Consider the following 23,490-nt stretch of genomic DNA (forward strand, 5'->3'; position numbering starts at 1 on the left):
CGCCCATGACCGCGAGGCGGCATGGGCGTAGAGAAGGGCACCATCTCCATTCGCCTGGTCAGCGAGGCGCTGGCCGAGTTTCGTCGTCGCGGTGGCGACGAGGGTCCCCTGCTGGTCGCCGCCGGCGTTTCCGCCGAACTGTTCGGCAAGCCCTATGCGCGGGTTTCCAGCCAGCTCTACGCGCGGCTCTGGCGGCGCCTGGCGCGGGAGATGGACGACGAGTTCTTCGGCATGAACGCCCGGCGCATGAAGTCGGGCAGCTTCAACTTCATGGCCGCCGCGGCGATCCGCGAGCCGACCCTGGAGGCGGCGCTGAACGCCGCGCTGCGCTTCATCGGGCTGGTCTTCGACGACTTCAGCCCGCGCCTGACCCGCCAGGACGGCCTGGCCGCGATCAGCCTCGATGAGCCCTTTGGCCCGGCGCCGCGCGCGTTCTGCTACTTCACCCTGTGGCTGATGCTGCACGGCCTGGCCTGCTGGCTGGTGGGCCGGCGCATCCCGATCCTCGCCATCGAGTTGCGCTGTCCGCCGCCGGATTTCATCGCCGACTACCGGGTGATGTTCAGCGAAAACCTCAACTTCGCCCGCCGCCAGTCGCGCCTGCTGTTCAATGCCGAGGTCCTGGACCTGCCGGTGCGCCGCGACGAGCGCGAGCTGCGGCGTTTCCTCAGTGGCGCGCCGGCCAACATCCTGGTGCGCTACCGCGACCCGCAGAGCCTCGCCGCGCGCACCAAGGCCTACCTGCGCAGCCTGAAGTTCGAACGCTGGCCGGACCTCGACGCGCTGGCCGGGCACTTCTACATGGCGCCTTCGACCCTGCGCCGCAAGCTCGCCGCCGAGGGGCAGTCCTACCAGGCGCTCAAGGACCAGTTGCGCCGCGACCTCGCCATCGCCCGGCTGGACAGCGGCGATGGCAACTTCGCCGACCTCGCCGAGGAACTGGGCTTCGCCGATACCAGCGCCTTCTACAAGGCCTTCCGCAAGTGGACCGGCTCGACGCCGGGGCAGTACCGCGCGCTGATGCGTTCGGAGCCGGAGTGAGGCCACGCGCCGAAGTCGGCGCAGGTGAGCCAATCGTTGAACCCGTTGGTCAATCATCAGCAGGGGGTGATGGATCGGTTCGGCGTCCAGGCGCCGGATGTATCCATAGGAGCGGACTCCGTCCACGATCCTCCGGCTGCGAGGCTCATCGCGGGCGGAGCCCGCTCCTGCGAAAGGCCATCCGCCAGGCAACGAGAGCTGTCCAATCCGCTCATCCAGATTGATGCCTTTCGACATTGCCCGCGCTGCTCTGCGGCAGGAACATCAAGGGACTCCACACAAGAACAACCCAGGAGTCCTGCGATGCGTTCCCATACCGCCGCCACGGTCGAGTTCGACCACCGCGCCACCGCCGATGCCACCCTGGCCGGCAACCTCGACGCCCTCAACGCCTGCGTCGAATGCTGCGACCGCCACGCCATCCCCGGTCGTGTCGCGCTGTTCTGGGAGGGCAAGGACGGCGACAGCGCCTCCTATACCTTCACCCAGCTCAAGGAGCTTTCCGGCCGTTTCGCCAGCTTCCTGCACAGCCTCGGCGTGCGCCCTGGCGATTGCATCTCCGGTATGCTGCCGCGCACCCCGGAACTGCTGATCACCGTGCTCGGCGCCTGGCGCCTGGGCGCGGTCTACCAGCCGCTGTTCACCGCCTTCGGGCCGAAAGCCATCGAGCACCGGGTCAAGCTGGCCGGCAGCAAGGTGGTGGTGACCGACGGCGCCAATCGCGGCAAGCTCGATGAAGTGCCGGACGCTCCCACGCAAGTGACGGTCGGCGGACCGAAGGGGCAGGGCATCCGCCACGGCGACTACAGCTTCTGGGCCGAACTGGAGCGCCACTCGCCGGACTTCGAACCGGTGCTGCGCAGCGGCGAAGATCCCTTCCTGCTGATGTTCACCTCCGGCACCACCGGGCTGGCCAAGCCGCTCGCCGTGCCGTTGAAGGCCATCGTCGCCTTCGTCGGCTACATGCGCGATGCGGTGGGGCTGCGCGAGGAGGACTCGTTCTGGAACCTCGCCGATCCGGGCTGGGCCTATGGTCTCTACTACGGTGTTACCGGGCCGCTGGCGATGGGACACCCGATCACTTTCTACGAAGGCGCGTTCACGGTGGAGAGCACCTGCCGCATCGTGCGCAAGTACGGCATCACCAACCTGGCCGGCTCGCCGACCGCCTACCGGTTGCTGATCGCGGCTGGCGATGCGGTGTCCAGACCGCTCAAGGGCCGCCTGCGCGCCGTGAGCAGCGCCGGTGAGCCGCTGACTCCGGAGGTGATCCGCTGGTTCGCCGGCGAGCTGGGCGTGACCATCCACGACCACTACGGCCAGACCGAACTGGGCATGGTCCTGGCGAATCACCATGCGCTGGAACACCCGGTGCATGTGGGCGCCGCCGGTTTCTCCATTCCCGGCCACCGCGTGGTGGTACTGGACGAGCAGGGCAACGAGCTGCCCGCCGGCCAACCCGGCGTGCTGGCGATGGACCGCCGCCAGTCGCCGCTGATGTGGTTCGCCGGCTACCAGGGCATGGAAACCAAGGCCTTCGTCGGTGACTACTACCTGAGCGGCGACACCGTGGAACTGAACCCGGACGGCAGCATCAGCTTCGTCGGCCGCGCCGATGACCTGATCACCACCTCCGGCTACCGCGTCGGTCCGTTCGACGTGGAAAGCGCGCTGATCGAGCATCCGGCGGTGATCGAGGCGGCGGTGATCGGCAAGCCGGACCCGGAGCGCACCGAGCTGGTCAAGGCCTTCGTGGTGCTCTGTTCGTCCTTCCGGCCCAGCACGGAGCTGGCCGAGGAACTACAACAGTACGTGCGCAAGCGACTGTCGGCGCACAGCTACCCGCGGGAGGTGGAGTTCGTCGACGAGCTGCCCAAGACCCCCAGCGGCAAGATCCAGCGCTTCCTCCTGCGCAACCAGGAGATCGCCAAGCAACGCGAAGCGGCCGAGAAAGCGGCGGCTCACTAAGTACAGCGGAGAGACTTCATGCAGATCCAGAACAAGGTATTCCTCATCACCGGCGGCGGTTCCGGCCTCGGCGCGGCCACCGCGAAGCTGCTGGTGAGCGCTGGCGCCAAGGTGGTGCTGGCCGACGTCAATGCCGAAGCCGGCGCGGCCCAGGCCGCCGAGCTGGGCGGGGCGAATGCGCGCTTCATCCGTACCGACGTGTGCAGCGAGGCCGACGGCAAGGCCGCCGTGCAACTCGCGCTGGACGCCTTCGGCGCGCTGCACGGCCTGGCCAATTGCGCGGGCGTGGCGCCGGCGGAGAAGGTCATCGGCCGCAATGGTGTGCATGGCCTGGAGAGCTTCACCCGCGCCATCGGCATCAACCTGATCGGCACCTTCAACATGCTGCGCCTGGCTGCCGAAGCGATGGCGCGGAACGAGCCGGACGCCGGCGGCGAGCGCGGCATCATCATCAACACCGCTTCGGTGGCCGCCTTCGACGGGCAGATCGGCCAGGCCGCGTACTCCGCCTCCAAGAGCGGCGTGGTCGGCATGACCCTGCCCATCGCCCGCGAACTGGCGCGCTCGGGCATCCGCGTGATGACCATCGCCCCCGGCATCTTCGAGACGCCGATGATGGCCGGCATGCCCCAGGAAGTCCGCGACTCCCTCGGCGCCAGCGTGCCGTTCCCGCCGCGCCTGGGCCGCCCGGACGAATACGCCTCGCTGGTCCGCCACATCGTCGAGAACAGCATGCTCAACGGCGAGGTGATCCGCCTCGACGGCGCCATCCGCATGGCCGCGAAATAAACAGGAGAACCGGGTTATGAACGATCCCATCGTCATCGTCAGCGCCGTCCGCACCCCGATGGGCGGCTTCCTCGGCGACTTCAAAGACGTCAATGCCGCCACCCTCGGCGCGGCCGCCATCCGCGCCGCCGTCGAACGCGCCCGCCTGGGCACGGAAGAGGTGGACGAAGCCGTGCTCGGCTGCGTGCTCTCCGCCGGCCAGGGCCAGGCTCCGGCGCGCCAGGCAGTACTGGGTGCGGGGCTGGCGCGCGGCACGCCGTGCTCCACGGTGAACAAGATGTGCGGCTCGGGCATGAAGGCCGCGATGATGGTCCACGACGCTCTGCTCGCCGGCAGCGCCCGCGTGGCCCTGGCCGGCGGGATGGAGAGCATGTCCAACGCGCCGTACCTGCTGGAGCGCGCCCGCAGCGGCTACCGCATGGGCCACGGCAAGGTGTTCGACCACATGTTCCTCGACGGCCTCGAGGACGCCTACGACAAGGGCCGCCTGATGGGCACCTTCGCCGAGGATTGCGCGGAGAACTACGGCTTCACCCGCCAGCAGCAGGACGACTACGCGATCGCCTCGCTGACCCGCGCGCAGAAGGCCATGAACGAAGGCCGCTTCGCCGACGAGATCGTTGCCCTGTCGGTCAAGGCTGGCAAGGAAACCCGCGAAGTCAGCCAGGACGAGCAGCCGCCGAAAGCCAGGCCGGACAAGATCCCCACCCTGAAGCCGGCGTTCCGCGAAGGCGGCACGGTGACGGCGGCCAATGCCAGCTCCATCTCCGACGGCGCCGCCGCGCTGGTGCTGATGCGCCTGTCCGAGGCCGAGAAGCGAGGGTTGACGCCACTGGCCGCCATCCGTGGCCACGCCTCCTTCGCCGATGCACCGAACCTGTTCCCGACTGCCCCGGTGGGCGCGGTGAACCGCCTGCTGCAACGCACGGGCTGGGCACTGGGCGAGGTCGATCTGTTCGAGGTCAACGAAGCCTTCGCCGTGGTCGCCATGGCCGCCATGCGCGAGCTGGACATCCCTCACGACAAGATCAACGTCCACGGCGGCGCCTGCGCCCTCGGCCACCCGATTGGCGCCTCCGGTGCGCGGATCATCGTGACCCTGCTGTCGGCGCTCAAGCAGTACGACCTCAAGCGCGGCATAGCCTCGGTGTGCATCGGCGGCGGCGAAGCCACGGCCATCGCGGTCGAACGCCTGGCGTAAGGAGCGAGACATGATTCCCACTGAAGAAGACATCCAGATCCGCGACGTTGCCCGCCAGTTCGCCCAGGAACGGCTGAAGCCCTTCGCCGCCGAGTGGGACCGCGAGCACCGCTTCCCCGCGCAAGCACTGAAGGAAATGGCCGACCTCGGCTTCCTCGGCATGCTGGTGGCGGAAGAGTGGGGCGGCGCGCAGACCGGCCACCTGGCCTACGCGATGGCCCTGGAAGAGATCGCCGCCGGCGACGGCGCCTGCTCTACCATCATGAGCGTGCACAACTCGGTGGGCTGCATGCCCATCGCCAAGTTCGGCAACGATGAGCAGAGGCGCCGGTTCCTGATGCCCCTGGCACGCGGCGAGATGATCGGCGCCTTCGCCCTGACCGAACCGCAGGCCGGCTCCGACGCCAGCTTCCTGAAGACCCGCGCGCGTCGCGACGGCGATCACTACGTGCTGAACGGCAGCAAGCAGTTCATCACCTCGGGCAGCCACGCCGGCGTGGTGATCGTCTTCGCGGTGACCGATGCGGCGGCGGGCAAGAAGGGCATCAGCGCCTTCATCGTGCCCACCGACACGCCCGGCTACCGCGTGGTGCGCGTCGAGGACAAGCTTGGCCAGCATGCGTCCGATACCTGCCAGATCGCCTTCGACGACGTGCGCATCCCCGTCAGTTACCGACTGGGCGAGGAGGGGCAGGGTTACGCCATCGCCCTGGCGAATCTGGAGGGCGGGCGCATCGGCATCGCCTCCCAGGCCGTCGGCATGGCCCGCGCGGCGTTCGAGTACGCACGCGACTATGCCCATGAGCGCGAGACCTTCGGCAAGCCGATCATCCAGCACCAGGCAGTGGCCTTCCGCTTGAGCGACATGGCGACCGAGATCGCCGTGGCCCGGCAGATGGTCCACCACGCCGCCAGCCTGCGCGAAGCCGGCCTGCCGTGCCTGACCGAAGCCTCGATGGCCAAGCTGTTCGCCTCGGAAATGGCCGAGCGCGTGTGCTCCGCGGCGATCCAGACCCTCGGCGGTTATGGCTATCTGCAGGACTACCCGGTGGAGCGCATCTACCGCGACGTGCGCGTGTGCCAGATCTACGAGGGCACCAGCGACGTGCAGCGACTGGTGATCGCGCGGAGTCTGTAAAGGGTTCGCCGGCAGACCCCGGCCCGTTCGTTGGACAGGCACTTCGGCAGGACGGGGTCTGCGGGTGGCCTCTCGAGAGGCTTTTTGTAGGAGCGAGGGGGACGCCTAGTTCTTGCTCGCGAACAGATTTCACCGGGGATTTCTCGGCTGGACGGTTCGCGAGCAAGCTCGTTCCTACAGGGTTGGCCGTTGCACGTGTGGCAAACGTAGGATGGCGTGGAGCGAAGCGGTACCCATCGACGGACATCGCCCGCCGCCTCACGCGCGCTCCGCCGCCTCACGCGCTTCCCGCGCCGTCACCTGCTGGCACAACTCGATGATCTGCTCGCGCATCCAGCGGTTGGCCGGGTCCTGGTCGGTGCTTTCGTGCCAGTACAGGTGGGTTTCCAGCCTGGGCACGTCGTTCACCGGCAGGTCGACGAAATGCAGGCCGTGGTGGCGGGCGAAGCGCTCGGGCACGGTGACCACCATGTCGGTCTGCTGCACCACGGTCGAAGCCATCAGGTAGTGCTGCGAGCGCAGGGCGATCTTGCGCTGCAGGCCCATCTTGCCCAGCGACAGGTCCACATAGCCCAGGCCGCTGCGGCGGCTGGAAATCTGGATATGCGCCACCGACAGGTATTCCTCCAGCGTCACCTTGTCCTTGGCCAGCGGGTGGCCCTGGCGCATGGCACAGACATAGCGGTCCTCCATCAGCTTGACGTGGCGTACCTGCGGGTCGGTGTTCAGCGGCGCGTCCACGGCGAAGTCCAGGCGGCCGGCGGCCAGTTCCTTGGTGGTTTCGCGACGCTTGGAGAGGAAACTCTCGATGTGCACGTTCGGCGCCTGGCGGCGCAGGCGCTGGAACAGCGGCGGCAGGACGATGGCCTCGGTGAGGTCGGTCATGCTGATGCGGTAGGTCTTGTTCGCCTGGGTGGGCGTGAAGGTGCGGCTCTCCTGCACCGAGACGCGCAGCAGCTGTAGCGCATTGCGTACCGGCCCGATGATGTTCTGCGCCATCGGCGTGGGCACCATGCCCTGGGCGGTGCGCACGAACAGCGGGTCGTTGAAGGTTTCACGCAGACGGGCCAGGGCATTGGAGACGGCGGGCTGGGTGATGCCGACGATCTGTCCGGCACGCGTCAGGTTGGCTTCGGTATAGATCGCATCGAAGACGATGAACAGGTTCAGATCGACCTTGCTGAGGTTCATTCCAGGGCTCCGCTTGTAGTTGTTCTGCGCTCGATCATACCCGAACCGGCGCACAGGTCCATATGGGTTATGAATGTTCATTGATTAGGATAATAGGCTGGGTAAATCCTCCTCGCTGTTCTAGCATCATCACCACGACAAACAACCCGCCGCCAGAAGGTAGCCACCTATGGATTTCGCTTATTCCGCCAAGGTTCAGGACCTGCGTGAGCGCGTCACCGCGTTCATGGAAGCCTATGTCTATCCCGCCGAGAAGGTGTTCGACGAGCAAGTGGCCCAGGGCGATCGCTGGCAACCCACGGCGATCATGGAAGAGCTCAAGGCCCGGGCCAAGGCCGAGGGCCTGTGGAACCTGTTCCTGCCCGAATCCGAACTGGGCGCCGGCCTGACCAACATGGAGTACGCGCCGCTGGCCGAGATCATGGGCCGTTCGCTGATCGGCTCCGAGCCGTTCAACTGCTCCGCGCCGGACACCGGCAACATGGAAGTACTGGTGCGCTACGGTAGCGAAGAGCACAAGCGCACCTGGCTGGAGCCGCTGCTGCGTGGCGAGATCCGCTCTGCGTTCGCCATGACCGAGCCGGGCGTGGCCTCGTCCGACGCCACCAACATGGAAGCCAACGCGGTACGCGACGGTGACGAGTGGGTCATCAACGGCCGCAAGTGGTGGACTTCCGGCGCCTGCGACCCGCGCTGCAAGATCATGATCTTCATGGGCCTGACCAACCCCGACGCGCCGCGTCACCAGCAGCACTCGATGATCCTGGTGCCCACCGACGCCCCCGGCGTGAAGATCCTCCGTCCGCTGCCGGTGTTCGGCTACGACGACGCCCCGCACGGCCACGCCGAAGTGCTCTTCGAGAACGTCCGCGTGCCCTACGAGAACGTGCTGCTTGGCGAAGGCCGCGGCTTCGAGATCGCCCAGGGCCGCCTCGGCCCAGGCCGTATCCACCACTGCATGCGCTCCATCGGCATGGCCGAGCGCGCGCTGGAACTGATGTGCAAGCGCTCCGTCAGCCGCACCGCCTTCGGCAAGCCGCTGGCGCGCCTGGGCGGCAACATCGACCTCATCGCCAACTCACGCATCGAGATCAACCAGGCGCGCCTGCTGACCCTCAATGCCGCGTACATGATGGACACCGCCGGCAACAAGATCGCCCAGAGCGAGATCGCCCAGATCAAGGTCGTGGCGCCCAATGTCGCCCTGCAGGTGATCGACCGCGCCATCCAGATGCACGGCGGCGCCGGTGTCTCCAACGACACCCCGCTGGCGTACTTCTACGCCATGCAGCGCACCCTGCGCCTGGCCGACGGCCCGGACGAAGTGCATCGCGCGGCCATCGGCAAGTACGAGATCGGCAAGTACGTGCCCAAGGACATGCTGCGCAGCAGCCGCTGATCCCCACGCCGAAACGAAAAAGGCCCGCCATGCGGGCCTTTCTCATACCTGTGTCCCATAGCGCTTTACGCAGGAGCGAGCTTGCTCGCGAACAATGCTCACCGATGAGGTCGAGGTTGGGCGGGTTCGCGAGCAAGCTCGCTCCTACAAGTACATTCACTGCTCTGGAGTACGCTCGGGCCCATTCACCTCCATCTGCGCCAACCACCATGCCCGCCGTGTGTGCAGTTGCGCAGCAAAGGCGCGCGCCGCGGCCTCGTGAGGAAAGCGTAGCGCGCGGCGGCCGAGGCGGACCTGCCAATAGGCCCGGCCGCGAAACTCAACGGTTTCGATCCTCACCTCCAGTGCTTGCATGCACGGTCTCCTGACTCACGATTTCCAGCGGCTCCTCGCGGGTGCGGCGGGTCTTGATCAACGACAGCAGGATGCCACCGGCGAGCAGGCCGAAGGTTACGCCAAGCGACAGGGCGGCGGGAACCTTGCCGATGAAGCCGTGCAGGAAAATCTTCGTGCCGATGAACACCAGCACCAGCGCCAGGGCGTACTTCAGGTAGACGAAGCGGTGGATCATCGCCGCCAGCGAGAAGTACAGGGCGCGCAGGCCGAGGATGGCGAAGATGTTCGAGGTGTAGACGATGAACGGATCCTGGGTGATGGCGAAGATCGCCGGCACGCTGTCCACGGCGAACACCAGGTCGGCCAGCTCGATCAGGACCAGCGCCAGGAACAGCGGGGTGGCGTAGCGCACCAGCTTGCCCGAGGCATCCGGCATCTTCACGAAGAAGTGGTGCTCGTGGATGGTGTCGGTCATGCGGATGCGCTTGCGCAGGAACTTGAGCACCGGGTTGTTCGCCAGGTCCGGCTCGTCGTCATGCTTGCTGAACAGCATCTTCACGCCGCTGAACAGCAGGAAGGCGCCGAACACGTACATGATCCACTCGAACTCCTTCACCAGCGCGGCGCCCAGGCCGATCATCAGCGCGCGCATGACGATGGCGCCGAGGATGCCCCAGAACAGCACCTGGTGCTGGTAGCGGCGGGGGATGCCGAAGAAGCCGAAAATCATTGCCATGACGAACACGTTGTCCATGGACAGCGACTGTTCGACGAGGAAACCGGTGTAGTACTCCACCGCGCTGGTGGCGCCGAACTCGTACCAGACCCAGCCGCCGAAGGCCAGGCCGCAGGCGAAGTAGCCGGCGGACAGCATCAGGCTCTCGCGCACGCCGATCTCATGGTGATCGCGTTGCAGAACGCCCAGGTCGAGTACCAGCAGGAGAATCACGATGGCCAGGAAGGCCAGCCAGAACCAGATGGCGGTTCCGAGGAATGGTTCGGTCAAGAAGGCGTGCAGAGCTGTCATGTGGCCCCTCCCTTAGTGTCGTTGTCGAAAGTGACTCCGACATGGCGGTTGGCAACCGTCAGAGGGGCCCGGCGTCACAGGCGGGAACATAGCAGAGCAGGCCATCCAGGCAAACGGGGTAACGTAACAAGTTCCTACATTCATGGCGAAAGGTGCATGTCTGTCCAGCAGAAGTTTAGTTGATGACCATTCAGACATTGCTCGCTGGACGAAGGTGTGTTGCGAGTTTTCCTGCGCCTCTCTCAGGGGGCGACAAGCGTGCGGCCAAGCCACCGCCGCGCTGCTGGGCTCAATAGACCCACACCTCGACGCGACGGTTCTTCACCCGTCCGTCGTCATCGCTGTTGGCCGCGACCGGCAAGGCATCGCCCAGGCCGCTGATCGCTCGGAACATCACCCCCTCCTTGGCCAGTTCGCGGCGAACCGCCATTGCGCGCAACTTGGACAGCAGCTCCGCGCGAGCCGGGTCCTGCTTCGGATCGCCAAAGCCGACCAGTACAGTCTGTTTATTCATCTTGCCGTTCTGTTGCAGATAGGCGAGCAGGCGTTCGATATCGCGCTGAGCCTTGTTGTCCAGCGTGGCGCTGCCTTCGCGGAAGCGGAAGTTCACCGACAGCCGCTGGGCATCGCGTGCCAGGGCTTGATACGACTCGGGCATGCTGGTCCGAGGCGACATCTTCGTGGCCTGCACCCGCTGCCCCACGAAGCCGCTGGAGCTGACCAGCGCCTGGCCCTGGTCCCCCTGGGCGAATTGCAGCAATGCGCGTGCCCAGCGATTGCTTTCTTCCGGCTTCATGTACAGGAACAGGCGGCGCGACAGCGGATAGTCCTCGGTGGCGACCAGCGTGGTCGACGGTGGCATGGCTTGGGAGTCGCCATCGGCAATCAGCAGCGCCTTGGCCTTCTTGATCGACGACAGACCGACGAAGCCAATGCCCTGCGGGTCGCCGCTGACCTGCGCGGACAACTGATCGCTGGACTCGAAGCGTTGCGCGCCGTTACCCAGCGCTTTTCCGTGGCTGGCCAGTACCAGCTCCCTGAAGGTATCGAAGGTCCCCGAGTTGTCATCGCGTGCATAGAGGTGGATTGCGCCGCCGCGGCCGCCGATCTCCTCCCAGCTCTTCACGTCGCCGGAAAAGATGCGTGCCAGGGTGTCCGTGTCCAGCTCGCTCAGCGGATTGGCGGAGTTGACGATGATCGCCAGGCCGTCGATGCCTATCACCTGCTCGGCCTTGGCGCTACGCAGATTGCCCGACGCGGACAGCGCCGAGGCTTCGGCATCCTTGATCGGGCGGGACGCCGCCGCCAGCTCGGCGATGCCCTCTTTCAGCGCCACGAAGCCGGTGCTGGAACCGTGAGCGGCCAGGTCGATGATGGCCTCACGGCCATCACTCGAGCGCCCGATGATGCGCTGTTCGTTCTCCGTCTTGCCTGGCTGGCTGCTGACGTTCTGGTAGCCCTCGCTCGCCAGCAGGCCCTTGACCAGCGCCGGCAGCAGGTGGGCACCGATGGTGTTCGAACCCTGGACGCGCAGTACGGGCTCGCCCGCCTGGGATGAGGGCAGGGCGGCGAAGGCCTGCCACGGGAAGGCGTAGCAGATGAAACCGATGACCAGCCAGGCGACCGTCGTGGGCCAGGCGTCCGAGTCGCCAGTGCGCGCTTTGTGCAGCATGAAGCAGATTCCCTGTAAGGCATGGATGGCGCGGAAGATTAAGACGGAATCATTGCATCGATATGACGCTTGGCGACGGTGTAGAGCGGTGCAGGGCGGATCAGAAAAGGACGATGGACTACCGGAGGATTCCGATGCCGATTATTTGCACGGGTTGCTACATAAGCGGCTTTCGTAAAGTCATCCGGGGGTTGTCGTGGGCGAAATTGTCGGTTTCGCATCGGTGCTTGCCAAGCTGGTCATCATCTCGTCCGTGGTGCTGATCACCTGCTCGTTGATAGTGGCGCCGGACAGGATGCTGTCCCCCGCACCATCGATGCTCATGCTGCTCGTTCCATTGTTCGTGTTGACGACGTTGCTGGATGTCGCGCAGTTGCTGCGGCGTCGCTGAGAGGCTCCGCGTGTCCGTTGGCGGAGCGGATGGTCGCGCCCCCTGGCTTCGCTGGCGCAAGGCATGTGCTGGATGCACGCCTTGTCGCGAGTGATTGCGACAAGGATTAGAAGAGCAAAAGGCTTGGCCGCTGAAGCATCGCCAGGGGATCCGGCGATGCCTTGGGGGGCCGTATGTATTGGGGTATTTCATGGCCCGTATTGCACTCGTTGGTTCTGTTCGAAGTAAGCTCGGTGCGTCCCTGAAGCGTCTGAACGGTCATCAGTTGGTTGCGCAGCCCACCCTGGCGCGGCAAGCGCTGGCTGAGTTGCGGGCTGATCAGTTCGATCTTCTGGTGGTGATGCTGGAGCTGTCCGACATTCATGGGCTGGAACTCCTGGAGATGCTCAGGCGTAACGGCCAACTGCCGCCTTCCATCCCGGTACTTGCCTGCTCCAACCTCCATTCGGCAATGAACATCCGGCGCGCCATGCATTTTGGTGCATCCGGCTTCCTGTTCCTGAATGACTGCCCGGCCTTGCTGGAGCACATCATCGATGCCGTTCTTCAGGGCGGCTCGATCTTTCCCGAGCACGCCCGGTTGCCGGTGGATGAAGATGCCCGCTTGCACCACGCGCTGCGTTTCTCCACCCAGCAGGTCGCGATATTGCACGGTCTGCGGCATGGGCGTTCTTCCGCATCCCTGGCGGACTTCCTGAATATCCCCACCGCGAGCGTCAGCTATTGCAAAAGGCAGATGATGCGGAAGCTGAAAGCGGCCTCGCTGGACGACCTGATCGGCATCAGCCAGGAAATTGGTTTGATCTAGGCGTGAGATCCGCATCTGTTCCGTAGCGACCCGGATTGAATGAGTGCCTCGGTATCGCCTCCATCGCCATTCAGGGGCTGATGCCTGGCGGGCTGCTTTGCTCTGGACGCCAAGTGGAAATGCAAGAAAGCCAGGTATTGGCCGGGCTTTCTTGGCGTCGCGGGATGCTCAGGGTTCAGCGATGCGCCTGACCTGTTTTTTGTAGGAGCGAGCTTGCTCGCGAACCTGGCCCCGCTGCGAGGCTGTTCGCGAGCAAGCTCGCTCCTACAGGGGATCAGGACAGTTGTAGCCAGATCGGTGCGTGATCCGAGGGCTTTTCCATGCCGCGGATGTCGTAGTCCACGCCGGTGCTGGCGATGCGCCCGCGCAGGGCCTCGGAGGCGAGGATGACGTCGATGCGCAGGCCACGCTTGGGCTCGTCCTCGAAACCACGGCTGCGGTAGTCGAACCAACTGAAGCGGTCGCTCACTTCCGGGTTCTGCAGGCGGAAGCTGTCCACCAGGCCCCAGTTCTTCAGGCGCGCCAGCCACTCGCGTTCTTCCGGCAGGAAGCTGCATTTGCCGGTCTTCAGCCAGCGCTTGCGGTTCTCCTCGCCGATGCCGATGTCGCAGTCTTCCGGCGAGATATTGATGTCGCCCATCACCACCAGCGGCTGGCTGGGCTGGAAACGGGTTTCCAGCAGGTCCTGCAGGTCGGCGTAGAAGCGCTGCTTGGCGGGGAATTTCACCGGATGCTCGCGGTTCTCGCCCTGCGGGAAGTAGCCGTTCATTACGGTAACCGGCTGGCCCTGGGCGTCCTTGAAGGTGCCCCAGATGAAGCGGCGCTGCGCGTCTTCGCCATCGTTGGGGAAGCCGCGTTGCAGCTCCAGCGGCTCCTGGCGGGAGAGCAGGGCGACGCCGTAGTGGCCCTTCTGCCCGTGGTAGTGCACGTGATAGCCGAGGGCTTCGACCTCCGCGCGGGGGAACTGGTCGTCCGCGACCTTGGTTTCCTGCAGGCCGATCACGTCCGGCTGATGGCGCTCGATGATGGCTTGCAGTTGATGGGGACGTGCGCGCAAGCCGTTGATATTGAAGGAGACGATTTTCATCCTGGACGTCCTGGCAAAAGAAGGATGCTAGCCCAAGGTGGCCGATTCTGGCGACCCTGGCGCGCCGCTGCTAGTGTTTCGTGGCTGCAGCGCTACCCATAAGAAGACACCACCAGAAGAGGCGTCCGCATGCCCGATTCGATTGCCGAAGTGCATCTGCTCGACAGCGGCTACAGCCGCGAAGTCCGTTCGCTGCTTTATCACGCTTACCGCCACGAACCCACCTTCGCCTATCTGTTCGAGGCCGACCGCCCCGGTTTCGACCAGCGCGTACGCGCCACGGTGCGCGAACTGGTCAACCAGCATTTCCTCGAGGAGCTGCCGGCCATCGGCTTGCTGCGCGAGGACCGCCTGGTGGGCGTGGCATTGATCGCGCCACCCCAGCAACGGCTGGATATCACCGAGAGCTGGGCCTGGCGCATGCGCATGTTGCTCACCACCGGTTTTCGCTGCACGCGGCGCTACCTGGACTACCACGCCGCCGTGCTCGGCTGCCTGCCGCCGGGGCCGTACCATATCCTGCCGCTGATCGGCATCCACCCGGAGTTCCAGGGCAAGCACCTGGGCGAGCAACTGCTCGATGCGCTGCACGCCTGGTGTGCGGAGGCGGGTGGTTCCCAGGGGTTGGTGCTCGACACGGGGAACGCGCGGTACCTGGAGTTCTACCGGCGCCACGGCTACGAGGAGCTGGGGGAGGTGGCCCTGGGGCCGATCCGGGAGCATGTGCTGTTCCATCCCAATCCGAGGCCGGAAAGCCAGTTGGTGCATTCGGGGTAGCGTCTGATTCGGGCCGCCAGGTCGCGCGTTCGCGTTGGAAAAGGGCATAACGCAAAAGTCCCGTGCTAGCATTCCGCGCCATGAGATTTGTCCAAGGATTGCTTGGGCTGCTGCTGTTGATGGCGCTTTGCATGCACAGGGCGCTGGCGGCCGAAGCCCATCTCGACGTTCGCATCACTCCCGCCATCCCTGCGCTCAAGGCCAATATCGAGGCCTATGTGGGCAGCCTCGGCGAGCGTGACCAGGCGGCATTGCGGCGCATGCGGCGCACCACCGAAGAGCAGGCGCGGAAAGCCGCGCAGGCGCTGGGCTACTACCAGGCGCGCATTCGCAGCCGGGTGCGCGACGTTCAGCCGCCGACCCTGCGCCTGAACGTCGCGCCGGGCGAGCCGGTGCATCTGCGCAACGTCACGATTCGGGTGGAGGGACCGGCGGCCGACCTCAAGAGCTTCCGCGTGCCCGGCGGCGACGCCCTCAAGCCCGGCGCGCAACTCAATCACGGCGCCTACGAGGACGCCAAGCGGCTGATCCAGAACCAGGCGTCGCGCTTTGGCTTCTTCCGCGGGCAGTTCAGCCGGCAGCGGTTGCAGGTCGACCCGGTGGCCGGCGTCGCGGACGTCGAGCTGGTTTATATCAGCGGCCCGCGTTCCACCCTCGGCAAGGTCGAGTTCAGCGGCGACTATCCGTTCGACGATGAACTGCTGCAGCGCATGGTGCCGTTCAAGGATGGCACGCCCTACGACTCCGAACTGATCGCCGAGCTCAACCAGGCGCTGCAGTCCTCCGGCTACTTCGACGGTGTGCGCGTGGATGCGGCGCCGCCGGCCAGGTCCGCGTCCGAGGTGATCCCGGTCAACGTCCACCTGCAGGTGCGCAAGCCACGGACGATGGGCCTGGGCCTGGGTTTCTCCACCGACGTCGGGCCGCGCGCCAAGGCCAACTGGACGCGCCACTGGGTCAACCCCCAGGGCCATAGCCTGGGCTGGGAGGCGGAAGTCTCGGAGCCTCGGCAGAACGTCGGCGCCTGGTACGAAGTTCCGCTCGACCCGCCGCTGACCGACAAGCTGCGCCTCACCAGCGGCTATCAGAATGAAGACCTGGTGGACACCCGGAGCAAGCTGCTCACCCTCGGCGGCGAGTGGCACCACAAGCTCGACAGCGGCTGGCAGCGGGTGGTGTCGCTGAACTGGCAGCGCGAAGAGTACAAGCTGGGCGACGACTCGGGCCTGAGCAGTTTCCTCATGCCGGGCATCGGCTACTCGATTCTCGAGGCGGACAACAAGATCGACCCCAGCCGCGGTTATCGCCTGCAGTTCGATGTGAAAGGGGCCAAGGAAGGACTGCTGGCCGACGCCGACGTCGCGCATATCAATGCAATGGCCAAGGGCCTGACCAGCTTCTGGGGTGGCCAGCGTTTGCTCGGCCGCATCCAGGTCGGCGGCATCGCCACCAACGACTATTCCTCGATCCCGCCGTCGCTGCGCTTCTTCGCCGGTGGCGACCAGAGCGTGCGCGGCTACGACTACCAGACGCTGTCGCCGAAGAACTCCGACGGCGACCGCATTGGCGGGCGCTACATGGTCGCCGGCAGCGTCGAGTACCAGTACCCGATTGCCGAACGCTGGCGACTGGCGGCTTTCGTCGACCAGGGCAACGCCTTCAATTCGCTGGATTTCCCGTCGATCAAGACCGGCGTGGGCTTTGGCGTTCGCTGGATTTCCCCGGTCGGGCCGCTGCGCCTGGACCTCGCCGACGGCCTGGACGAGGACGGCGGCATCCGTATTCACTTCTCGATGGGGCCTGAACTGTGAGCCGTGCGGGCTGGATGCGTGTGCTGCGCTGGCTGCTGGGCGGACTGCTCGGCCTGATCCTGCTATTGGTGGCGGGCCTGGCGGCCCTGCTGGGCACCGAAGCGGGCAGCCGGATGGCGCTGCAGTGGGTGCCGGGGCTGACAGTGGACAGCTTCAATGGCCGGCTGGCCGGCGCCTTCACCGCGAAGCGCCTGGCGTGGAGCGACGGTGCAACCCGCCTGGTGCTGGACGAGCCGGATATCGACTGGTCGCCGGGCTGCCTGCTGCGCATGGCGCTGTGCCTGAACCGCGTGGCGGCCAAGGACGTGCGCCTGACCCTGCCGCCGAGCGAGGCGAGCGAGTCGTCCGGCCCCGTGCAACTGCCGAGCCTCGACCTGCCGCTGTCCCTGGAACTGGGTGACGTGCGCATTGGCCGTTTCCTGCTCGATGACCAGGAGCAACTGCGCGACGCCAACCTGGTGGCGCACTGGGACCGCGAAGGGCTGCACATAGAGTCGGCGACTCTGGCCCGCGACGACCTGCGCCTGTCGCTGTCCGGCCTGCTCAAGCCCACCGGCGGCTGGCCGCTGCAGGCACAGGGCAGCCTCGACCTGCCAGTGGTGGGCGGGAAGCCCTGGTCGCTGAAGTTGCAGGTCGATGGCGAGCTGCAAGGTCATCTGAAATTGCAGGCGCAGAGTACGGGCTACCTTGATGGCACGCTGGAAGGCGACCTGCAGCCGCTGGCGGAAAACCTGCCGGCCCAGGCCCTGGTGCTGGCCGATGGCTTCAAGGCGGACGCCTCGCTGCCCGACACGCTGACGCTGAACCGGGTCCGCCTGAATGCCAAGGGCGACCTGAAGAACGGCTACCAGATCGCCGGTGCGGCCATGCTGCCGGCCGAAGACAGCCCTGTGGTGCTGACCCTGCGCGGCCGCGTCGACGCCCAGGGTGCGGACATCGCCGCCTTCGACCTGAGCGCCGCCCAGGCGCAACGGCTGGGCGTACAGGGTCGGCTCGACTGGCAGGACGGCTTTGCCGCCGACGCCACGCTGGACTGGCTGGACTTCCCCTGGCGGCGCCTGTACCCGGCTCTCGACGAGCCGCCGGTGAGCGTGCACAGCCTCAAGGCCGAGGTGCAGTACCGCGACGGCGCCTACCTGGGCAACTTCGACGCCGCGCTGAACGGCCCGGCCGGTGCGTTCAGCCTCGCCAGCCCGGTCTCCGGCAACCTCGCGGAAGTCTTCCTGCCGTCGCTGCAACTGGTGGCGGGGCAGGGCAAGGCCGAAGGGCATGTGAAGGTTGGATTTGCCGATACTGTCAGCTGGGACGCCGCCCTCGACCTGCGCGACCTCGATCCCGCCTACTGGCTGGAGCAGATGCCGGGCCGCCTGGGCGGGCCGTTGCGCAGCCAGGGTTCGCTCAAGCAGGGCAGCCTGAACCTGTCGGCGAGCCTCGACCTGCAAGGGCGCCTGCGTGGCCAGCCGGCACTGTTCAAGGCCCGCGCAGAGGGTGCCGGACAGGCCTGGAAAGCCGACGAGCTGATCCTGCAACTGGGCGACAACCGCATCAGCGGCCAGGCGGCGCTGGAGCAGCACCTCTCCGGGCGGCTGGACCTCGCCTTGAATCAACTGGGCCAGCTGTGGCCGCAACTGTCCGGCCAGCTGGGCGGTCGGCTCGACCTGGCCGGCACCCTGCAAGCGCCGCAAGGCCAGTTGGCGCTCAAGGGCCAGCGCGTTGCCTACGCCGGCCAGAGCCTGCGCACCCTGGCGCTGGAGGCGAAGCTGGATGCGGCCCAGCGTGGCCGCCTGGACCTGCAGGTGCAGGGCCTGCGCAGCGGCGACACGCGCCTGGGCACGCTCAAGCTGGAGGGCAGCGGCGACAAGCAGCGCCAGCAGCTCTCGCTGAACCTGCAAGGCAAACCGGTGATCCTTGCGCTGGGCCTGGACGGCACCTGGAATGGCCGCGACTGGCGTGGCCGCCTGGCGCAAGGCGACATCCAGAGCGGCGGGCAGGACTGGCGCCTGCAGCAGCCGGCGAAGCTGGAGCGCCTGGCCGACGGCCGCCTGACCCTGGGCGCGCATTGCTGGGCCTCGGGGCCGGCCAGCCTGTGCGCGGAGGACCAGCGCCTGATGCCCGACCCGCGCCTGCGCCTGCATTTGCGCCAGTTCCCGCTGGACAGCCTGGCGCGCTGGCTGCCCGAGGACTTCGCCTGGCGCGGCCAACTGGACGGCGACGTGCAGCTGGACCTGCCGGCCAGCGGCCCGAACGGCTCGATCCTGCTCAATGCCGGCAGCGGCACGCTACGCCTGAAGGAGCAGGACGACTGGGTCGACTTCCCCTACCAGAGCCTGCAACTGGACAGCCGCCTGACACCCCGGCGCATCGACACCCGCCTGCAGTTCCACGGCGAAAAGCTGGGCACATTGGACGCCCAGGTACAGCTCGATCCCCGGCCGAAGTCCAAGCCGCTGAATGGCAGCTTCAGCCTCGACGGCCTGGACCTCTCCATCGCGCGGCCCTTCGTACCGGCCGTGGAAACCCTCAAGGGACGGCTGCACGGCAATGGGCGGATATCCGGCGCTCTGTTGGCTCCCCGGGTGGACGGCAACCTGCGGCTGGTCGATGGCGAGGTGTCCGGCGGCGATCTGCCGACCCGCCTGGAGCAGTTGCAGGTGGAGGCGCGCATCGCCGGCGAACAGGTGGACCTGAGCGGCCACTGGACGGCCGGGGAGCATGGCAACGGCAACCTGTCCGGGCGGATCGCCTGGAACGAGGCGCTGAATGTCGACCTGAACGTGCGCGGTAACCGCCTGCCGGTGACGATCGACCCGTACGCCGAGCTGGAGGTCGAGCCGGACCTGGCGATCCGCATGGCGGGCGAGGGCGTGGCCGTTTCCGGCAAGGTGCAGGTGCCCCGCGGCGCCATCACCATCCGCCAGCTGCCGCCGTCGACGGTCAAGGTATCGGACGACACCGTGATCGTCGGCCAGAAACAGGAGCAGAAGGCCGCTACCACGCTGCACATGGACGTCGATGTGATCGTCGGCGAGGACAAGCTGACCTTCGCCGGTTTTGGCCTGAATGCCGAGCTGGCCGGCCAGGTGCACGTGGGCGACAACCTCGACACCCGCGGCGAGCTGCGCCTGAACAAGGGCCGCTACCGGGCCTACGGGCAGAAGCTGACCATCCGCCGCGCCCGCCTGCTGTTCGCCGGTCCCATCGACCAGCCGTACCTGGACATCGAGGCGATCCGCAAGGTCGACGACGTGACCGCCGGCCTGCGCCTGAGCGGCAGCGCCGATCAGCCGCGCAGCGAGGTGTTCTCCGAACCGGCGATGAGCCAGCAGCAGGCGCTGTCCTACCTGGTGCTGGGTCGGCCGATGAGCACTGGTGAGGACAGCAACATGATGGGCGAGGCGGCGCTGGCCCTGGGCCTGGCCGGCAGTGCCCCGCTCACCGGCGAGGTCGCGCAGAAGCTGGGTATCCAGGACTTCCAGCTGGATACCGAAGGCACCGGCAACAGCACCAGTGTGGTCGCCAGCGGCCAGCTTTCCGACCGGCTCAGCCTGCGCTATGGCGTGGGCGTGTTCGAGCCGGCGAACACCATCGCCCTGCGTTACCTGCTGAGCAAGAAGGTCTATCTGGAGGCGGCCAGTGGCTTGGCCAGCTCGCTGGATATCTTCTACAAGCGTGATTTCTGATGAAGCGAATGGAGTGTTTACAGGGTTTCCATAACGGTCGCGCGGAAAAATCCGTATCAACGCTTCCGTCGATCAGAACGTGTCGCAGGAGCTGATACCCCGATATCCGGACCGGCTGCTGAAGAGGCCGGATGCCTGAGGCGCGTACTGCCGTCGTCGGTCGGCGGCAGTTTCCGAGGGTGGGGATACCCCACGGGACATGGTCATCGCCTGGTCTTCATGGCGTCTTAAGAATGCGCACACAAACTGCTCCTGCCGCCTGGAAATGTGGCGGAAAGGAGAATCGCCATGCGCCTGGACCTCATCAGGACCCACCTGCTCGAATTCATCAACAAGGGCTTCCCGGCTCGCCAGCTGCGCCGTCTGGCTGCGCGCGACCTGTTGCGTGGGTCCGCGGCGGGACGGCGTGCGCCTCCCCCCCTGGCCGAGGCCTTGCTGGAGTGGTCGGTGCTGGAGCCGCAGGCCGTGCTGGAGCGTCTGGACAGCCGCCGTGAAGGGCTCAGCGAGGCGGAAGCCGAAGAACGGCGCCTGCGCGAGGGCCCGAACGAAGTGGAGCAGGAACATCCCATCGGCGCCTGGCTGCACCTCTGGTACTGCTACTGCAATCCCTTCAACCTGCTGCTGAGCGTGCTGGCGGCGATCTCCTGGCTGACCGAGGATGCCCAGGCCGCCGTAGTGATCGGCAGCATGGTGGCGATTTCCACGCTGCTGCGCTTCGTCCAGGAGAAACGCTCCAACCGCGCCGCCGAACGGCTCAAGGCGATGGTCAGCAACACCGCCACGGTGTTCCGCTGCCCGGATGACGAAGGTCCGCCGCGCCGGCTGGAAGTGCCGATCCACCAACTGGTGCCCGGCGACGTGCTGTGGCTGTCCGCTGGCGACATGGTGCCGGCGGATGTCCGCCTGCTCAGCGCCAAGGACCTGTTCGTCGGCCAGGCGGCGCTGACCGGCGAATCGCTGCCGGTGGAAAAGTTCGCCCAGCTGCACGACGCCCGCCAGTGCAACCCGCTGGAGCGCGACAACCTCTGCTTCATGGGGACCAACGTCATCAGCGGTTCGGCGCAGGCCGTGGTGGTCGGCACCGGGGCGCGGACCTACTTTGGCTCGCTGGCCGAGCGGGTGATCGCGGCGGACCCGGCGCCCACCGCCTTCCAGGCCGGGGTGAACAAGATCAGCTGGCTGCTGATCCGCTTCATGCTGGTGATGGCGCCGCTGGTGCTGCTGCTCAACGGCTTCACCAAGGGCGACTGGCTGGAGGCGGCGCTGTTCGCGCTGTCCATCGCGGTCGGCCTGACCCCGGAAATGCTCCCGATGATCGTCACCTCGACCCTGGCCAAGGGCGCGGTGGCGCTGAGCCGGCGCAAGGTCATCGTCAAGCGCCTGGACGCCATCCAGAACTTCGGCGCGATGGACATCCTCTGCACCGACAAGACCGGCACCCTGACCCAGGACCGCATCGTGCTGGAGCGTCACACCGACGCGTTCGGCCAGGCCCAGGACCGCGTGCTGCAACTGGCCTTCCTCAACAGCCACCACCAGACCGGGCTGAAGAACCTGCTGGACGTGGCCGTGCTCGAACATGTCGAGCTGCGCCACGCGCTGCGGGTGGACAGCCGCTACCGCAAGGTCGACGAGATTCCCTTCGACTTCGCCCGTCGGCGCATGTCGGTGGTGGTCAGCGAGTCCGACGGCTATCACCTGCTGATCTGCAAGGGCGCGCTGGAAGAGGTGCTGGATGTCTGCGTCTCGGTGGAGGCCGGCGACGCCGTGGCGCCGCTGGACGACGAGCGCCTGGCGAGCATCCGCGCGGTGGCCGAGGCGCTCAACCAGGAGGGCCTGCGGGTGGTCGCGGTGGCGACCCGCGAGCTGCCGCCGGAGCGCGAGGGCTATGGCGTGGCCGACGAGGCGGGGCTGTGCCTGGCCGGCTACATCGCCTTCCTCGATCCGCCGAAGGAAACCACCGCCCCGGCGCTGCGTGCGCTGGCGGACAACGGCGTGGCGGTGAAGGTGCTCACCGGCGACAACGAGCGGGTCACCTTGAAGGTCTGCCGGGACGTCGGCCTGCCGGTCCGGGGCGTGCTCCTCGGCCCGCAGCTGGACGGCCTCGACGACGCGGCGCTGGGCGAACTGGCCGAGCACACCACGCTGTTCGCCAAGCTCACCCCCGGCCACAAGGAGCGCCTGGTGCGCGTGCTGCGCGAGCGCGGGCACGTGGTGGGCTTCCTTGGCGACGGCATCAACGACGCTCCGGCGCTGCGCAGCGCGGACATCGGCATCTCGGTGGATTCGGCCGTGGACATCGCCAAGGAAGCCGCCGACCTGATCCTGCTGGAAAAGAGCCTGATGGTGCTGGAGGAGGGGGTGATCGAGGGGCGCCGGACCTTCGCCAACATGCTCAAGTACATCCGCATGACGGCCAGTTCCAACTTCGGCAACGTGTTCAGCGTGCTGGTGGCCAGCGCCTTCATTCCCTTCCTGCCGATGCTGCCGCTGCAACTGCTGGTGCAGAACCTGCTGTACGACCTGTCGCAGATCGCCATTCCCTTCGACCACGTCGACGACGAGCAACTGCGCCGGCCGCAGCAGTGGAACCCGGACGGGCTGGGGCGTTTCATGGTGTTCTTCGGGCCGGTCAGTTCGCTGTTCGACATCGCCACCTTCCTGGTCCTGTGGTTCGTCCTGGGCGCCAATGCGCCGGAGCACCAGGCGCTGTTCCAGTCCGGCTGGTTCGTCGAAGGGCTGATCTCGCAACTGCTGGTGGTGCACATGATCCGCACCCGGCGCATCCCCTTCCTGCAGAGCCGCGCGGCCTGGCCGCTGCTGGGCATGACCCTGGCGATCGTCGCCGTGGCGATCTTCCTGCCGATGGGGACGCTGGCTCATTCGTTCCGCATGCAGGCCCTGCCGTTGGCGTACTGGCCGTGGCTGGCCGGCATCCTGCTGGGCTACATGGTGCTGACCCAGGCGGTGAAGGGCTGGTTCGCGCGGCGCTACGGCTGGGACCGCAGCGAGCATCCGAGTCCGCGGGCGCCGCTGGCAGTGGGAGGGCACGCGGATTCCCGCGCGGGCTGATGCGCGCGCGGCGCATCGCCGGGCAGTTTCAGGCAAGTCTGCGCAGGACCAGGCAAACCGCTCGGCGCCTTCTTCGCGTATCGTCGCGGCGCGTGCCCGGCA

General features: G+C 66.6%; 16 protein-coding genes and 1 pseudogene. 12 read left to right on the forward strand and 5 right to left on the reverse strand.

Annotated elements, in window-relative coordinates:
- Positions 1–21 precede the first annotated feature (21 nt).
- The 5 genes from H681_RS11630 to H681_RS11650 all read left to right on the forward strand — a co-directional run bounded on the left by H681_RS11630 (position 22) and on the right by H681_RS11650 (position 6,137).
- Positions 22–1,041, forward strand: a complete 1,020-nt coding sequence (locus H681_RS11630; RefSeq protein WP_015477055.1) for an AraC family transcriptional regulator — start codon at positions 22–24, stop codon at positions 1,039–1,041.
- Positions 1,042–1,344: 303 nt separating this feature from the next.
- Positions 1,345–3,009, forward strand: coding sequence for an acyl-CoA synthetase (locus H681_RS11635; protein WP_015477056.1), 1,665 nt, complete (start codon positions 1,345–1,347; stop codon positions 3,007–3,009).
- An 18-nt stretch (positions 3,010–3,027) separates the two neighbouring features.
- Positions 3,028–3,798 carry a 3-hydroxyacyl-CoA dehydrogenase gene (locus H681_RS11640; protein WP_015477057.1) on the forward strand — a complete coding sequence of 257 codons (771 nt, stop codon included), beginning with the start codon at positions 3,028–3,030 and terminating at the stop codon, positions 3,796–3,798.
- Positions 3,799–3,814: 16 nt separating this feature from the next.
- A complete protein-coding gene (locus tag H681_RS11645) occupies positions 3,815–4,999 on the forward strand; it encodes an acetyl-CoA C-acyltransferase (RefSeq protein ID WP_015477058.1) in 1,185 nt (394 codons plus the stop codon).
- A gap of 10 nt (positions 5,000–5,009) precedes the next feature.
- A complete protein-coding gene (locus H681_RS11650; protein WP_015477059.1) occupies positions 5,010–6,137 on the forward strand; it encodes an acyl-CoA dehydrogenase family protein in 1,128 nt (375 codons plus the stop codon).
- Positions 6,138–6,395: 258 nt separating this feature from the next.
- Here H681_RS11650 and H681_RS11655 read toward each other — a convergent pair whose 3' ends face one another.
- Positions 6,396–7,328: a LysR family transcriptional regulator gene (locus H681_RS11655; RefSeq protein WP_015477060.1), complete on the reverse strand. Its 933-nt coding sequence runs from the start codon at positions 7,326–7,328 to the stop codon at positions 6,396–6,398.
- A 169-nt stretch (positions 7,329–7,497) separates the two neighbouring features.
- Between H681_RS11655 and H681_RS11660 the strand changes: the two genes are divergently transcribed.
- Entirely contained in the window at positions 7,498–8,727 is a 1,230-nt protein-coding gene (locus tag H681_RS11660; protein ID WP_015477061.1) for an acyl-CoA dehydrogenase, read from the forward strand.
- 156 nt (positions 8,728–8,883) lie between these two features.
- On the opposite strand, the gene H681_RS11665 is transcribed toward H681_RS11660, so the two are convergent.
- The 3 genes from H681_RS11665 to H681_RS11675 form a co-directional block, all read right to left on the reverse strand.
- A complete protein-coding gene (locus tag H681_RS11665) occupies positions 8,884–9,081 on the reverse strand; it encodes a hypothetical protein (protein ID WP_015477062.1) in 198 nt (65 codons plus the stop codon).
- Positions 9,047–10,090 (reverse strand): TerC family protein, encoded by a 1,044-nt coding sequence (locus tag H681_RS11670; protein ID WP_015477063.1) that lies wholly within the window; start codon positions 10,088–10,090, stop codon positions 9,047–9,049. The genes H681_RS11665 and H681_RS11670 overlap by 35 nt, the downstream gene beginning before the upstream one ends.
- A 289-nt stretch (positions 10,091–10,379) precedes the next feature.
- Positions 10,380–11,762 carry a substrate-binding domain-containing protein gene (locus H681_RS11675; protein ID WP_015477064.1) on the reverse strand — a complete coding sequence of 461 codons (1,383 nt, stop codon included), beginning with the start codon at positions 11,760–11,762 and terminating at the stop codon, positions 10,380–10,382.
- Positions 11,763–11,958: 196 nt separating this feature from the next.
- Between H681_RS11675 and H681_RS25785 the strand changes: the two genes are divergently transcribed.
- Positions 11,959–12,153: a hypothetical protein gene (locus H681_RS25785; RefSeq protein WP_015477065.1), complete on the forward strand. Its 195-nt coding sequence runs from the start codon at positions 11,959–11,961 to the stop codon at positions 12,151–12,153.
- 190 nt (positions 12,154–12,343) lie between these two features.
- On the forward strand, positions 12,344–12,961 hold the full coding sequence (locus H681_RS11680) for a response regulator (protein WP_015477066.1): 618 nt from the start codon (positions 12,344–12,346) through the stop codon (positions 12,959–12,961).
- A 274-nt stretch (positions 12,962–13,235) separates the two neighbouring features.
- Here H681_RS11680 and xthA read toward each other — a convergent pair whose 3' ends face one another.
- Positions 13,236–14,048, reverse strand: coding sequence for an exodeoxyribonuclease III (gene xthA, locus H681_RS11685; RefSeq protein WP_015477067.1), 813 nt, complete (start codon positions 14,046–14,048; stop codon positions 13,236–13,238).
- A gap of 129 nt (positions 14,049–14,177) precedes the next feature.
- On the opposite strand from xthA, the gene H681_RS11690 reads away from it, so the two are divergent.
- The 4 genes and pseudogenes from H681_RS11690 to mgtA form a co-directional block, all read left to right on the forward strand.
- Positions 14,178–14,825, forward strand: coding sequence for a GNAT family N-acetyltransferase (locus tag H681_RS11690; RefSeq protein ID WP_015477068.1), 648 nt, complete (start codon positions 14,178–14,180; stop codon positions 14,823–14,825).
- Between the two features lie 80 nt (positions 14,826–14,905).
- On the forward strand, positions 14,906–16,636 hold the full coding sequence (locus H681_RS11695) for an autotransporter assembly complex protein TamA (RefSeq protein WP_041711933.1): 1,731 nt from the start codon (positions 14,906–14,908) through the stop codon (positions 16,634–16,636).
- Between the two features lie 14 nt (positions 16,637–16,650).
- Positions 16,651–20,316 (forward strand): translocation/assembly module TamB domain-containing protein, encoded by a 3,666-nt coding sequence (locus H681_RS11700; RefSeq protein ID WP_041712565.1) that lies wholly within the window; start codon positions 16,651–16,653, stop codon positions 20,314–20,316.
- 288 nt (positions 20,317–20,604) lie between these two features.
- Positions 20,605–23,316 (forward strand): annotated as a pseudogene (gene mgtA, locus H681_RS11705) (magnesium-translocating P-type ATPase); the annotation flags it as partial.
- Positions 23,317–23,490: the final 174 nt, after the last annotated feature.

The organism is Pseudomonas sp. ATCC 13867, assembly GCF_000349845.1.
Taxonomy (GTDB): Bacteria; Pseudomonadota; Gammaproteobacteria; order Pseudomonadales; family Pseudomonadaceae; genus Pseudomonas.

What these genes read in the sequence shown, in the direction of transcription:
- H681_RS11630 (WP_015477055.1), top strand. Translation starts at nt 22, where the DNA reads ATGGGCGTAGAGAAGGGCACCATCTCCATTCGCCTGGTCAGCGAGGCG.
- H681_RS11635 (WP_015477056.1), top strand. Translation starts at nt 1,345, where the DNA reads ATGCGTTCCCATACCGCCGCCACGGTCGAGTTCGACCACCGCGCCACC.
- H681_RS11640 (WP_015477057.1), top strand. Translation starts at nt 3,028, where the DNA reads ATGCAGATCCAGAACAAGGTATTCCTCATCACCGGCGGCGGTTCCGGC.
- H681_RS11645 (WP_015477058.1), top strand. Translation starts at nt 3,815, where the DNA reads ATGAACGATCCCATCGTCATCGTCAGCGCCGTCCGCACCCCGATGGGC.
- H681_RS11650 (WP_015477059.1), top strand. Translation starts at nt 5,010, where the DNA reads ATGATTCCCACTGAAGAAGACATCCAGATCCGCGACGTTGCCCGCCAG.
- H681_RS11655 (WP_015477060.1), bottom strand. Translation starts at nt 7,328, where the DNA reads ATGAACCTCAGCAAGGTCGATCTGAACCTGTTCATCGTCTTCGATGCG.
- H681_RS11660 (WP_015477061.1), top strand. Translation starts at nt 7,498, where the DNA reads ATGGATTTCGCTTATTCCGCCAAGGTTCAGGACCTGCGTGAGCGCGTC.
- H681_RS11665 (WP_015477062.1), bottom strand. Translation starts at nt 9,081, where the DNA reads ATGCAAGCACTGGAGGTGAGGATCGAAACCGTTGAGTTTCGCGGCCGG.
- H681_RS11670 (WP_015477063.1), bottom strand. Translation starts at nt 10,090, where the DNA reads ATGACAGCTCTGCACGCCTTCTTGACCGAACCATTCCTCGGAACCGCC.
- H681_RS11675 (WP_015477064.1), bottom strand. Translation starts at nt 11,762, where the DNA reads ATGCTGCACAAAGCGCGCACTGGCGACTCGGACGCCTGGCCCACGACG.
- H681_RS11680 (WP_015477066.1), top strand. Translation starts at nt 12,344, where the DNA reads ATGGCCCGTATTGCACTCGTTGGTTCTGTTCGAAGTAAGCTCGGTGCG.
- xthA (WP_015477067.1), bottom strand. Translation starts at nt 14,048, where the DNA reads ATGAAAATCGTCTCCTTCAATATCAACGGCTTGCGCGCACGTCCCCAT.
- H681_RS11690 (WP_015477068.1), top strand. Translation starts at nt 14,178, where the DNA reads ATGCCCGATTCGATTGCCGAAGTGCATCTGCTCGACAGCGGCTACAGC.
- H681_RS11695 (WP_041711933.1), top strand. Translation starts at nt 14,906, where the DNA reads ATGAGATTTGTCCAAGGATTGCTTGGGCTGCTGCTGTTGATGGCGCTT.
- H681_RS11700 (WP_041712565.1), top strand. Translation starts at nt 16,651, where the DNA reads ATGCGTGTGCTGCGCTGGCTGCTGGGCGGACTGCTCGGCCTGATCCTG.